Here is a 12,472-nt window from a genome sequence, read left to right on the forward strand (position 1 = left end):
TTAGACGTCACGTCTGCCCACCGCAAGCGCAACGTGCACGACCCTCTTTCGGGTCCGGCGACGAGTGCGGCGAATTATATATGGAACCGGTTCCATTGGTAGAGGGATCGATGCAATTCAGTGCATCGAAATCAGCAACAATGGGAAATTGAGAAGCCGGAATGTGCAAGGATGGGAAGACGGCGGACGGCGCTGGCCGTCGGCGCGCGCTACGGCGTGCCCGTGATCCTCGAAGTCGATGCGCAGCGCATGCACCGGCAGAGCCATGCGTTCTTCGTCGCCGAAAACAGTGTCTGACTGACCGATGCCGTGCCGGCCGAATATCTCGAGTTGATCGATACGCGCGCCGAGTGAGCCGTGCGCCAGTCGCCATTCACCACGGCCAGAACATCGACGCGATCGACAACGCCAGCGCCGCGCACAACGGCGAGTAATACAGCGTGTCCATCCGCGCGAAACGCGACCCGCGGATCCGCTTGGAGAAGCCGACGTAGCGGAAATCGCCGACGGCCCGCACCGCGAAGATCAATGCGAGTGCAACGGTCGCGAACGCGATCGTGCATGGATACGCGTTGCGCCCGAGCCAGCCGGCACGCACGGCGACCACGCACGCGCCGCCCAGCAGGGCGGCCGCGACGGCAAGCGTGCCGACGGCGGTCGGCCGCAACAGCGGTACGCCGTCCTGCTCCGGAATGGCCGCACGCTTGCCCAGCCGCCCGCCGAACGCCCAGTAGACGTGCACGAGCGCGAGGGCGCAAAGCGTCGGCACGCTGAAATACGCACCGGTCATGTCGATCGATGTCCTCGTGTCGTTGTCTCGTCGTCTTGCCGAAAAACGTTCGGCCCGCGACACGCATGACGATACCGAAACCCGATCACGCGCGCATTGCGACGTCCGGTCGCAACCGGCGGCCGCGCATGCTGCGTCGCAGTGCGCATGCATTGCGCGCATGCCGCACGCTTGACTTCCCTCCGCGCGCTACTACGCTGTTATTCCAGTACTGCGGTCGGCACGCCGCCGCGCAACCGGCTGCGCGCCCGCACGACGACGATAACGAAGGCCATGGAGGCGACTCATGCTGGTCGGTGTGCCGAAAGAGATCAAGAACCACGAATACCGCGTCGGCCTCACGCCGGCCGGCGCGCGCGAACTCACGCGGCACGGCCATCGCGTGCTCGTGCAGCGCGGCGCGGGCACGGCGATCGGCCTGCTCGACGACGACTACACGGCCGCCGGCGCATCGCTCAGCGACGGCGCCGACGAAATCTTCGCGCGGGCCGACATGATCATCAAGGTGAAGGAGCCGCAGCCCGCCGAGTGCGCGATGCTGCGGCGCGGCCAGATTCTCTACACGTACCTGCATCTCGCGCCCGATCCCGATCAGGCCGCCGCGCTCGTGAAATCCGGTGCGGTGTGCATCGCGTACGAAACCGTGACGGGCCCCGGCGGCGGCCTGCCGCTGCTCGCGCCGATGAGCGAAGTCGCCGGCCGCATGTCGATCCAGGTCGCGGCGACCCACCTCGAAAGCCCGCGCGGCGGCCGCGGCCTGCTGATGGCCGGCGTGCCGGGCGTGCCGGCCGCGCACGTCGTCGTGCTCGGCGCGGGCGTCGTGGGCACCGGCGCGCTGCAGATGGCGGTGGGCCTCGGCGCGCGCGTCACCGTGCTCGACAACAACGTGAACCGGCTGCGCCAGCTCGATCTCGTGTTCGCCAACCGGATCGCGACCGTCTGCTCGAATGCGCATACGGTCGACGAAGCCGTGCGCGATGCCGACGTCGTGATCGGCGCCGTGCTCGTGCCAGGGGCGTCGGCGCCGCGGCTCGTCACGCGCGACATGATCGCGACGATGCGCAAGGGGGCGGTCGTCGTCGACGTCGCGATCGATCAGGGCGGATGCTTCGAGACCTCGCATGCGACCACGCACGCGGCGCCGACCTTCGTCGTCGACGGCGTGGTCCACTACTGCGTCGCGAACATGCCCGGCGCGGTCGCGCGCACGTCCACCTTTGCGCTGAACAATGCGACGCTCGGCCATGCGCTCGCGCTCGCCGACAAGGGCTGGAAACAGGCGATGCTCGACGATCCGCACCTGCGCGCGGGCCTGAACGTGTGCGACGGCCACATCACGTACGAAGCCGTCGCGCAGGCGCTTGGGCTGCCGTACGTCCCGGCCACCGGCGTGCTGGCATGACCGTGCCGGCATGAACCGAACGCAACGCGGCCGGCCGCGTTACGTTCACGCGCCCTTCGACCGGCTCCGCTTGCCGCCGCCCATCGTGCGCGCCAGCAGCGGCCGCAGTTGCGCGAGCGTGCGCGTGTTCAGCACGTCGTGCCGCGTCAGCCAGCCGCGCCGCGCCTGGTCGACGCCGAACGCGAGATTGTCGAGTTCGTCCGCGCTGCATGCATCCGAACCGATCGCGACCGGCACGCCGGCCTTCGCGGCCTCGCGACACCAGACGTCCGGCAGGTCCAGGCGCCGCGGCTGAGCATCGAGTTCGACGAAACAGCCGCGCGCGGCAGCCTGCGCGAGCACGCGCGGCACATCGAGTTCGCAGGCGTCGCGCTCGCCGAGCATGCGACCGGTCGGATGCGCGAGAATCGTGAAATACGGATGGTCCATCGCGCGCAGCATGCGATCGGTCTGCACGCCGCGCGGCAGGTCGAAACCGTCGCGTACCGCGCCGACGACGAGATCGAGCCGGCCGAGCATCGCGTCGGGCACGTCCAGGCTGCCATCCTCGCGAATGCCCGCCTCCACGCCCTTGAGCAACACGAAATCGTCGAACGTCGCGTTGACGCGATCGATGTCGTCGAGCTGCCGCGCGAGCCAGTCGAAGCCGCCGCGAGCGCCGTCGCCAGGCGGGACGCGATCGGTGACGGCCAGATACGCGAGCCCGCGCGCACGCGCGGCCGCGGCCATCGCGCGCAGGCCGTCGCGGCCGGCCGACACGTCGGTATGCGCGTGCAGGTCGCCATGCAGATGCTTGCGCTCCACCAGCGCCGGCAGCGTGCCGGCACGGGACGCATCGACCTCGCCGCGATCCTCGCGCAACTCGGGCGGCACCTCGTGCAGCCCGATGGCCGCGTAGACCGATGCCTCCGTCGCGCCGGCAATCCGCTCGTCGCCGCGAAACACGCCGTATTCGTTGATCTTCAGGCCACCGGCCTGCGCGAGCCGGCGCAGCGCGATGTTGTGCGCCTTCGATCCGGTGAAGTAGACGAGCGCCGCACCGAACGCATCGGCATCGACGACGCGCAGGTCGACCTGCAACCCGTTGGCGAGCATCGCGCTCGACCGGGTCTTGCCGTGTGCGAGCACGCGCGCCACGTCGCCGTAGCCGACGAACGCGTCGGCGACCGCGGCAGCGTCGCGTGCGGTGACGAGGATGTCGAGATCGCCGACCGTCTCGCGGCGGCGGCGAAAGCTGCCGGCCGGCACGGCCTTGCCGACGCCGGCCACCGCGCGCAGGCGTTCGAGCAACGGCGTCAGCGCATGCGCGGCGTCGGTCAGCAGGAAGCGTTGCGGCTCACGCTGCAGGCGATCGTCGATCGCCTCGATCAGATGGGCTTCGGTTTTCGCACCGAAGCCCGGCAGCTCGCGCACATGCCCGCTCTTCGCTTCGGCGCGCAACTGCTCGAGAGAATCGACGTGCAGCGCGTCGTGCAGCGCCTTCACGCGTTTCGCGCCGAGCCCGGGCACGTCGAGCAGCGCGACGATCGCGCCCGGCAACGCATGACGCAAGGTTTGCTGCAGTTCGCAGGTGCCGGTCGCGGCGATCTCGCGCAGCTTCGACGCGAGATCGGCCCCGATCGACGGAATCTTCCCGAGATCGTCGCCGTTCGCGATCATCGTCGGGATATCGCGGCCGTAGTCGGCGATCGTGCGGGCGGCGTTGCGGTATGCCCGCACGCGAAACGGGTTGGCGCCCTGGATCTCGAGCATGTCGCCGATTTCGGCGAACACGGCCGCGCACTCCGCATTGTGGATCGGCATGATCGGCGTGCCCCCTTCCACGTGGATGGCGCCGCGCGCCGGCGCGACGGCGTCTGCCCGCCCGGCGCCGCGTGTCGACGGCACCGGGCGCCCGTTGGTCATCCTGCGCCGGCCGCCCGGCGCGTGCAGCGCGGTGGAAACCGCGACGTCAGAGCGACGCGCGCGGCGTCGTTGCGTAGCGGCGCTCGTAGAGCGACTGGCAATGCGTGCAGCGTTCGGCGGTCGGGCGCGCCAGCAGGCGCTCGTAGCCGACCGAGCCGTCGCAGTCGATGCATTCGCCGTAACTGCCGTCGCGCATCCGCCGCTGCGCGCGGCCGATCGCGCGCAGCTCGGTCAGCTTCATGCCGATCAACGCGTGATCGACGTCGACGAACAGATCGGCGTTCGCCTCGTCGCCCTCGTCCGGCGCCGCGCCGGCAAGGTCCGCATAGGATTCCAGCGCGCGCTGGTCCTCGCTCGCGCGGATCTCCGCACGCAGCGCCTGCTCGCTCTCGTTCAGCCGCTGTTTCAGCGTCTGCCGTTGTTGTTGGTCGAGCGACATGGCCGTCTCTCCTGTTCCGGGTTCCGCGCGAAAAAGTGAGGCGCGCGGTATCGCGCCGGTACGCGGCGCGCAGGCATGATCTGCGCCGCCGCATCCGGATACGCGGCCGGACGTGCAGAACGCCGGACGCATTCGACGCAGGATAAACCCATTGAACACGCGTGTGTTGACCCGAATCAGCGTGCCGGTCACGCAGCGTCAGCGGTGAGGAAACCGGGGACGGACGCGCAATCCCGACGTGCGGCGCGCGCCGCGCGGCCCGTCGGCGCAACCGCGGTGCAGCAATTTTCCGCGCCGCCGCATCGCGTCTTCCCGTGCCCGCGAACCGGCATCAGGCCGTCGGTACGATCGCTCGCGCGGCGCCGACTCGATCATTCGTTTTCCTCAGAATGCATTGCGGCCGATGAAGCCGCGTACCACCGTCAGCAGGATGATCTTGATGTCGAACCAGAAGCTCCAGTTCTGCATGTAGAACAGATCGAACTTCACGCGCGCCGCCATCGCCTCGACCTTGCGCGTCTCGCCGCGATAGCCGTTCACCTGGGCCCATCCGGTGATGCCGGGCCGCACGCGGTAGCGGTACATGTAGCAGTCGACCAGTTGCCGATAGAAGTCGTCGTGTTCGATCGCATGCGGGCGCGGGCCGACCACCGACATCTGCCCGAACAGCACGTTGAAGAACTGCGGCAGCTCGTCGAGCGAGGTGCGCCGCAGGAACGCGCCGACGCGCGTGATGCGCGCATCGTTGCGCGACGCCTGCCGCAGGACGCCCGGCTGCGCGCGATGCACGCGCATCGTTCGGAACTTCAGGATGTCGAACTCGCGGCCGTCGACGCCCTTGCGGCGCTGCCTGAACAGCACGGGCCCGGGCGAAGACAGCTTGACCGCGATCGCGAGCAGCGTCAGCAGCGGCAGCAATGGAATCAGCACGGCGAACGCGAACAGACGGTCGAACGCGAACTTCGCCCACAGCTCCGGCGCGGAGCGCGGCGTGGTCGCGAGATTGATCGCCGGCATGCCGAGCACGTCGGTCGCCGAGCGGTCGACGACCGCCATCTGCCGCACGTCGGGCAACAGCCGCAACTCGACGAACTCGTCGCGCAGTTCGCGCACGATGCGCTGGATCCGCCACTCGTGCGACATCGGCAGCGTGAGCCAGACCTCGTCGATGTCACCGCCGCGAATCCGGTCGCGCAACGCGTTCCAGTCGTCGATCACCGGCACGCCGCCGATGCCGCTCGCGGCGGCCGCCGCATCGTCGTCGAATACGCACGCGGCCACGAACGGGCCGTTCGGCGCAAGCTGCATCCGCTCGATCGCCACGCGCCCGTAGGCCGTCGCGCCGACGACGGCGACGCGGCGTTGCCGTGCGCGCGGGTCGCCGCGCGTCAGCGCGAGCGCCAGCAGCGCCGCGCGGCCGAGCAGCAGCGTCGCGTCGCCGGCCAGCACCGTTTGCACGATCCAGCGCGTCGTGACCGTGCCGCCGCGATTCATCATCCATACCGTGCCGGCCACCGTCAGCACGCTCGCGCACATCACCGCCACCAGCGTGTGCGTCAGCACGTGCGCGCCGCCCTGCACCGCCACGCCGCCGCGCACGGTGCGCAGGTAGCGCGGCAGCAGCGCCACCGTCAACACGCACAGCAGCGCGATCGCGCCGCGTTGCGCGTCGGACAGCGCATGCCAGCCGAGGCCCGACGCCGCCTGTGCGGCGAGCGCCCCCGCCAGCACGAGCACGACGTCGGCTGCCGCGATCGCGGCACGCCGCATCGCATTCGTTCCACCGGACATCGGCTGCATCGTCACGCACCGTGTGCCGGGAATCCGCGACGGCTCTCCAGCATGCGCGGGTGGACCGTCGCCGGCCTCGCATTCCCGCGCGTGCCGAGCAGCCGGCGATAGTCCGCGCGAATCAGGTCGTAGCATTCGCACGCGTGATGTTCGAGGCCGTCGCGGTCGAGCACCGTGATGCGGCCGCGGCGCTGCCGGATCAGCCCGGCTTCCTGCAGGTTGCCGGCCGCCTCCGTCACTCCCTCGCGCCGCACGCCGAGCATGTTCGCGATCGTCTGCTGCGTGACGGTCAGCTCGTCGCCGTCGATCCTGTCATGCGCGAGCAGCAGCCAGCGGCTGAGCTGCTCGCTGACCGAGTGGTGGCGGTTGCACAGCGCGCTGCGCGAGATTTGCGCCATCGTCGCCTGGCAGGTGTTCAGCAGCAGCCGGTAGGTCTGCGGCGACCGCTCGAACTCGGCGCGCATCACGCAACTCGGCACGCGATAGGCCGTTCCGCCGATGCGCACCTCGACCCGGCTCGACGCCGCGATGCCGCCCACCAGCGTCCCCAGCCCGACCACCCCCTCGCGGCCGACCACCGCCACCTCGACCATCGCGCCGTCCTCCATCAGGTGCTGCACCGACATCATCGCCGTCGTCGGAAAGTGCAGATGACGCATCGGTTCGCCGACCCGGTCGAGCATCCCGGCCTTGATCCTGACCAGTTCGAGATGCGGTGCGATGGTGCGGATGCTGTCCTCCGGGAGGGCAGCAAGGATGGCGTTCGCCGAATAGCTCGAGTGAAGATGAAGCATGTCTGTATCCCTTTATCGTCCGCGCCGCCTGCAGCCGCGTGCACGGAACTCGTTATCGCGATGCGCGTCCGGACATTGATGCGGTTGCGGCCCACAACCCCGAATCCGACTGACCATCGGCTTGTCATCGCCGGATTGAGTCCACTGCCACGTTTCGACACGCCAGCCCGAATAAGCGATTTACGTGCCAATACCCGTCCATCCTTAATATATGAATCACATTCGATTTAGAGCCCCCGAATAACCGGCCCCAAAAGCAAAAAAACGTCTCATTTCCGGACACTCGCCCGCGCAACGGACACAGCAGGCATTCGATCGATCAATCCCTACGCATCGGGCCGGCATGGTCGCGTGGGACCACGATGCTTACCGTTCAAATACTTACGGCCGATTTTCAATTGTTTCCATGATGTGCAGCGCAGCATTCCCCAACGTCGGCGCGCCGCACACGTTCGTTTCAAACTGTCTCAAATTTGAATCGATACACTAATTCAGACCTCTGTCGGTTAGCGCACATATCGCTTACAAATCATTGATCCAATTGAAAAATCAGGCGATCCCCATTTTTTTGTCAAACAATGTTCAATGACTTTCCGGCACTTCGCGGTACGATGCGCAACGTCGTTCGATTGATTCCGTGTCGGCATTGAATGACAAGCAAGCACACGATTCCATTTCCGGATGATTAATTTCAGGGAAACGAATCATTAAATCGACATAACGTTTGCGGCCAATCTCAACCGTCAAACTTTGTGAAATGGCAGGATGCGCAATTATGTGAATTCAATTGCGTGCTAGCCTTTTTTGCGAGTATCGTCATTCGGTTTTTGATCAACAAAAGTCCGCACGGTCGTGCGAAATTTCCGTTCCGGAGTTCGCGCGGACGACGCGCGACCGTCATTCTGCGAGGATGCGCCGTGACTCATCAGGCTCCCGACGCCGTCGCGTATGCGAACGGCATGATCGAGCTTTCCCACAGCTTCGATGCCAACCGTTTTCTCGCGGCCATCGACCGCGACGAACTCGCCACGCTGACGCCGCACCTTCAACTCGTTCACCTGAAATCCGGGCAGGTGCTCTGCGAACCCGGCGAAATGCTCGCCGCGGTCTACCTGCCGGTCACGACCGCGATCTCGCTGCAGTACGTGTCGTCTGGCGGCATGACGCTGGAAGTCGCGGAGATCGGCAGCGAAAGCGTGGTCTGCGACGACGTGATCGGCGGCAGCGGCCAGATGCCGTGCCGTGCGCTCGCGTGCCGCGACGGCTTCGTCTACCGGCTCGACCGGCGCGTCTTCGCGGCCGCGTTCGACGCGTCGCCGGTGATCCGCCATCTCGTTTTCGTCTGCGTGCGGCTGCTGATGGCGCAGGTCTCGCAGATCACGTTCTGCAGCCGTCATCACGTGCTCAAACATCAGTTATGCAGATGGTTTCTGCTCGCGTTCGACCGCACCCGCAGTATCGAGATCCAGGTGACGCACAGCATGCTCGCGCAAATGCTCGGCGTGCGGCGCGAAACGGTCACGGACGCCGCCGGCGAAATCCAGAAGCTCGGCCTGATCCGGCAATACCGCAGCTCGATCGAGCTCGCCGACCTCGGCGGCCTCGAAAAAATGTCGTGCGGCTGCCGCGCGATCGTGCGCGACGAGATGAAGCGCATCCTGTCGGCCGACTCGGGCGTGCCGGCAGCATCGCGCGCGTGACCGGCGTGCCGGACCGGGACGGCGCTTCGGCGCCGCACGCGTACCGGTTCAGCTGTTTGTAGGGTGGCGAACAGAACGCCGTGTCTGCCAGTGGTCTACTGATGCCGGACTGCCGGGGGGATGTCAGCGCATATCGCGCGTTCGCCCGAGCGGACGACACCACGCACGCCGGAGCAGCACGTGAAAAACGAAATCAGAACCATCCTGAAGCACGTCGCCCATCTCGAAGCCGCGATCGATTCGATCGGCGACGGGGACGACCTCTACGAAGCGGGCCTCTCCTCCCTCGATACGATCCAGTTGATGCTCGCGATCGAAAAGCAGTTCAACATCGAGATTCCCGACGAGATGCTGAACCGCAACCTGTTCCGCAGCATCGACGCGCTCGCGGACACGATCGCCACGCTGCAACGCACCGAGCACTCCGCATGAGCGCGCTGCTTCCCGAACTCGCGCCCGACAGCGAATCGCATCGCCTCGACGAGGCCGCGCATGCCGTCGCGCAAATCGCCGCCCAGCATGCCGATGCGGTCGATCGCGACGCGCGCTGCCCCGTCGAGGCGATCGAGGCGATGCGCGCGCGCCGCCTGCTCGGCGCGATGGTGCCGGCCCATCTCGGCGGCGCGGGCGCGTCGCTGGAAGACATCGCGTCGGCCTGCTCGATCCTCGGCCAGGCCTGCGCGTCGTCGGCGATGGTGTTCGCGATGCACCAGATCCAGGTCGCGTGCATCGTCAACCACGCCGCCGACCAGGGTTGGCACAAGCTGTTCCTGCAGCAGCTCGTGCGTCACCAGTGGCTGCTCGCGTCGGCCACGTCGGAAGACGGCGTCGGCGGCAACCTGCGCGCGAGCCAGTGCGCGCTCGAAATCGACGGCGGCGGATTCCGGCTGCACAAGGCCGCGCCGACGATCTCGTACGGCGACTACGCGGACGGCATTCTCGCCACCGCGCGACGCGATGCGGATGCGCCGGCTTCCGAGCAGGTGCTCGTCACGCTGCTGCGCGACGGCTATACGCTCACGCGCCGCGGCGAATGGGACACGCTCGGCATGCGCGGCACGTGCAGCAACGGCTTCGTGCTCGACGCGCAGGGCGCCGCCGTGCAATGCCTGCCGGTGCCGTTCGCGAAGATCGCCGAGGAAACGATGGTGCCCGTCTCGCACATCCTGTGGGCCGCGGTGTGGATCGGCGTGGCCGGCGACGCGTTCCATCGCGCGCACCAGTTCTTCCGCGCGCAGGCGCGCCAGACCGACGGCGCGCCGTCGCCCGCCGCGCGGCGCATCGCCGAATCGCTGGCGCTGATGCAGGCGATGCAGGCCCGCGTCGACAACGTGCTGCGCCTCCACGCGAACGCGCGGGCCCGCTCGTGGTCGGCCGGCATGGCCTGGGCCGCCGAGATCAATACGCTGAAGACCTTCGTGTCGGCGACCGCGCTCGAAGTCGCGCATCAGGCGATGATGATCTGCGGGATGGCCGGCTACAAGCAAGGCACGCCGTTCAGCATCGGCCGCCACATTCGCGACCTGCACGCGGCGCCGCTGATGATCAGCAACGACCGCATTGCCGCCAACACTGCGAGCCTGTTGCTCGCGCTGCGTCCCGCGACGCTGGAGAAACATACGTGAACGATCGCCTCGCCGTGCCCTCCGCCGCCTCCGTTCCCGCCGACGCGCCGCTCGACCGTGCGGGCGTCAACCCGCTGCGCGACGCGCTGATCGACGCGGGCCTGCTGGTCTCGACCGGCATCCAGGGCCTGTTCGGCCGCAGCGAGCGATTCGAGCGCGTCGTCGAAGCGCTCGACGCGTTCGTCACGCGCATCGGCGCCGACCAGCAGGCCGAAGTGCTGCGCTTCCCGCCGGCGATGAGCCGCATCGAGTTCGAGCGCAGCGAATACATGAAGAGCTTCCCGCAACTGGCGGGCAGCGTGCACGCGTTCTGCGGCGACGAGCGCCAGCACCAGCGCGTGCTGCAATGCCTCGATCGCGGCGACGACTGGACCGAGAACCAGAAGCCGACCTACGTCGTGATGACGCCGGCCGCGTGCTACCCCGTGTATCCCGTCGTCGCGCGCGCGGGCGCGCTGCACCCGGACGGCCGCATCGTCGACGTATTCTCGTACTGCTTCCGTCACGAACCGTCGCTCGACCCCACCCGCATGCAGTTGTTCCGGATGCGCGAGTACGTGCGGATCGGCACGCCCGAGCAGATCGTCTCGTTCCGCGAGACGTGGATCGAACGCGGCACGCGGATGATCGAAGCACTGCGCCTGCCGAATGCGATCGATCTCGCGAACGACCCGTTCTTCGGACGCGGCGGCAAGATCGTCGCGGACAGCCAGCGCGAGCAGAACCTGAAGTTCGAGCTGCTGATTCCGATCGAGCACGACGACCGCCAGACCGCATGCCTGAGCTTCAACTACCACATGGACCATTTCGGGCTGCTGTGGGACATCCGTACCGCGACGGGCGACGTCGCGCACACGGGCTGCGTCGGTTTCGGCCTCGAGCGGCTCACGCTCGCGCTGTTCCGCCACCACGGCTTCGATATCGACGCGTGGCCGCGCGACGTGCGCGACGTGCTGTGGGGTACGCGATGAGGTTCGTTTCCCGCGACGGCGAAGACGCGTCGTTCGAGAGCGTGCGCCATCGCGCGCGCCACTACCGGCCGCATCCGCTGCATAGTCAGGAGATGGTCTGGAAACAGACCAACTGCTACGTCGACATGTGGCTCGAGGTGCTCCGGTGGTGGGGTCTCAATCCGTACGCGGCGCTGCCGTTTACGATCGCGCTCGATTTCGAGGGCGACCAGTTCACGTTCTTCAAGTTTCCGCACGACGAGCTGGAGCGACTCTACGGGATCGTCGTGCAGGAACATTCGATCTACGAGCCGCTCGACCAGCACATCGAGACGCAGGTCGCGCGCGGCCACCTGATGATCGTCGAGGTCGATGCGTGGTTCCTGCCCGATACGCGCGGCAGCAGTTACCGCACGCAGCACACGAAGACGACGATCGGCATCGACGCGATCGACCGCGGGAAGCACCAGATCGGCTATTTCCACAACAGCGGCTATTACGTCGCCGAGGATGTCGATTACAGCGGGCTCGTCGGCGGCAGTTCGCCGATGGCGCTGCCGCCGTACGTCGAATGCGCGAAGCGACGCTTTGCGCCGCTCGACGAGCGCGCGCTCTGCGATGCCTCCCTCGCCGCGTTGCAGCGCCACCTGCGGCGCCTGCCGGTCGTCGATCCGGTCGCGGCATTTCGCCGGCAGTTGCAGACCGACGCAGCGATTCTCGCGGAAGCGCCGCTCGAACGCTTCCATGCGTACTCGTTCAATTCGGTGCGACAGCTCGGCGCGAATTTCGAACTGTTCGGCCACTATGCGCGCTGGCTGCAGGCAAGCGGCTGCACCGGGCCGTTCGCCGAAATCCGCGCCGCGTGCGATCGCATCGCGTCGGAAGCGATGGTGCTCGAATTCCGGCTCGCGCGCGCGTGCGCACGCGGCAAGGAAGAGCGCGGCGATTCGACGCTCGACGCGATCGAGGCCGCGTATGGCGACCTCGTCGCGTGCGCGCGGCAGATCGGCGCGCCGCTGCGGTACGTGACGCCGGTGCGCTGCGACACGGAGCCCGTGTCGGCGATGCGGTGACGC

Annotated in this window: 12 protein-coding genes; 7 read left to right on the forward strand and 5 right to left on the reverse strand. The window is 67.4% G+C overall.

Features of this window, described 5'->3' with window-relative positions:
* Positions 1-171: 171 nt before the first annotated feature.
* Positions 172-297 (forward strand): RNA 2'-phosphotransferase family protein, encoded by a 126-nt coding sequence (locus C5F75_RS23885; RefSeq protein ID WP_258048584.1) that lies wholly within the window; start codon positions 172-174, stop codon positions 295-297.
* A 76-nt stretch (positions 298-373) separates the two neighbouring features.
* Here the strand turns inward: C5F75_RS23885 and C5F75_RS23890 are convergent, their stop codons facing one another.
* A complete protein-coding gene (locus tag C5F75_RS23890) occupies positions 374-790 on the reverse strand; it encodes a DUF3995 domain-containing protein (protein ID WP_059574619.1) in 417 nt (138 codons plus the stop codon).
* Between the two features lie 286 nt (positions 791-1,076).
* On the opposite strand from C5F75_RS23890, the gene ald reads away from it, so the two are divergent.
* Positions 1,077-2,192 (forward strand): alanine dehydrogenase, encoded by a 1,116-nt coding sequence (gene ald / locus C5F75_RS23895; RefSeq protein WP_059639362.1) that lies wholly within the window; start codon positions 1,077-1,079, stop codon positions 2,190-2,192.
* Positions 2,193-2,237: 45 nt separating this feature from the next.
* Here ald and polX read toward each other — a convergent pair whose 3' ends face one another.
* The 4 genes from polX to C5F75_RS23915 form a co-directional block, all read right to left on the reverse strand.
* The gene (polX, locus tag C5F75_RS23900) at positions 2,238-3,995 is read right to left on the reverse strand and encodes a DNA polymerase/3'-5' exonuclease PolX (protein ID WP_104012883.1); all 1,758 of its coding nucleotides are present in this window, start codon (positions 3,993-3,995) and stop codon (positions 2,238-2,240) included.
* 148 nt (positions 3,996-4,143) lie between these two features.
* The gene (locus C5F75_RS23905) at positions 4,144-4,536 is read right to left on the reverse strand and encodes a TraR/DksA family transcriptional regulator (protein ID WP_059574623.1); all 393 of its coding nucleotides are present in this window, start codon (positions 4,534-4,536) and stop codon (positions 4,144-4,146) included.
* A gap of 384 nt (positions 4,537-4,920) precedes the next feature.
* Positions 4,921-6,327, reverse strand: a complete 1,407-nt coding sequence (locus C5F75_RS23910) for an undecaprenyl-phosphate glucose phosphotransferase (RefSeq protein WP_099317900.1) — start codon at positions 6,325-6,327, stop codon at positions 4,921-4,923.
* A gap of 11 nt (positions 6,328-6,338) precedes the next feature.
* Entirely contained in the window at positions 6,339-7,121 is a 783-nt protein-coding gene (locus C5F75_RS23915) for a Crp/Fnr family transcriptional regulator (RefSeq protein ID WP_104012803.1), read from the reverse strand.
* A 917-nt stretch (positions 7,122-8,038) separates the two neighbouring features.
* On the opposite strand from C5F75_RS23915, the gene C5F75_RS23920 reads away from it, so the two are divergent.
* From C5F75_RS23920 to C5F75_RS23940, 5 genes are all read left to right on the forward strand, one after another.
* Positions 8,039-8,821 (forward strand): Crp/Fnr family transcriptional regulator, encoded by a 783-nt coding sequence (locus C5F75_RS23920; protein ID WP_179231773.1) that lies wholly within the window; start codon positions 8,039-8,041, stop codon positions 8,819-8,821.
* Between the two features lie 180 nt (positions 8,822-9,001).
* Complete coding sequence (locus tag C5F75_RS23925; RefSeq protein ID WP_006490451.1) at positions 9,002-9,253, forward strand: acyl carrier protein; 252 nt, start codon at positions 9,002-9,004, stop codon at positions 9,251-9,253.
* Complete coding sequence (locus tag C5F75_RS23930) at positions 9,250-10,446, forward strand: acyl-CoA dehydrogenase family protein (protein ID WP_104012804.1); 1,197 nt, start codon at positions 9,250-9,252, stop codon at positions 10,444-10,446. The genes C5F75_RS23925 and C5F75_RS23930 overlap by 4 nt, the downstream gene beginning before the upstream one ends.
* Positions 10,443-11,417, forward strand: coding sequence for an amino acid--[acyl-carrier-protein] ligase (locus C5F75_RS23935; protein WP_104012805.1), 975 nt, complete (start codon positions 10,443-10,445; stop codon positions 11,415-11,417). Before C5F75_RS23930 ends, C5F75_RS23935 begins: the two co-directional genes overlap by 4 nt.
* Positions 11,414-12,469: a DUF1839 family protein gene (locus tag C5F75_RS23940; protein WP_104012884.1), complete on the forward strand. Its 1,056-nt coding sequence runs from the start codon at positions 11,414-11,416 to the stop codon at positions 12,467-12,469. Before C5F75_RS23935 ends, C5F75_RS23940 begins: the two co-directional genes overlap by 4 nt.
* Positions 12,470-12,472: the final 3 nt, after the last annotated feature.

Origin of the sequence: Burkholderia anthinoferrum (genome assembly GCF_002925705.1) — a bacterium.
GTDB classification, from domain to species: domain Bacteria; phylum Pseudomonadota; class Gammaproteobacteria; order Burkholderiales; family Burkholderiaceae; genus Burkholderia; species Burkholderia semiarida.

Excerpts from the sequence above, each read along its gene's own strand:
- C5F75_RS23905 (WP_059574623.1), bottom strand. The coding sequence starts at position 4,536 with ATGTCGCTCGACCAACAACAACGGCAGACGCTGAAACAGCGGCTGAAC.
- C5F75_RS23910 (WP_099317900.1), bottom strand. The coding sequence starts at position 6,327 with ATGTCCGGTGGAACGAATGCGATGCGGCGTGCCGCGATCGCGGCAGCC.
- C5F75_RS23890 (WP_059574619.1), bottom strand. The coding sequence starts at position 790 with ATGACCGGTGCGTATTTCAGCGTGCCGACGCTTTGCGCCCTCGCGCTC.
- C5F75_RS23930 (WP_104012804.1), top strand. The coding sequence starts at position 9,250 with ATGAGCGCGCTGCTTCCCGAACTCGCGCCCGACAGCGAATCGCATCGC.
- C5F75_RS23885 (WP_258048584.1), top strand. The coding sequence starts at position 172 with ATGGGAAGACGGCGGACGGCGCTGGCCGTCGGCGCGCGCTACGGCGTG.
- C5F75_RS23940 (WP_104012884.1), top strand. The coding sequence starts at position 11,414 with ATGAGGTTCGTTTCCCGCGACGGCGAAGACGCGTCGTTCGAGAGCGTG.
- ald (WP_059639362.1), top strand. The coding sequence starts at position 1,077 with ATGCTGGTCGGTGTGCCGAAAGAGATCAAGAACCACGAATACCGCGTC.
- C5F75_RS23915 (WP_104012803.1), bottom strand. The coding sequence starts at position 7,121 with ATGCTTCATCTTCACTCGAGCTATTCGGCGAACGCCATCCTTGCTGCC.
- polX (WP_104012883.1), bottom strand. The coding sequence starts at position 3,995 with ATGCCGATCCACAATGCGGAGTGCGCGGCCGTGTTCGCCGAAATCGGC.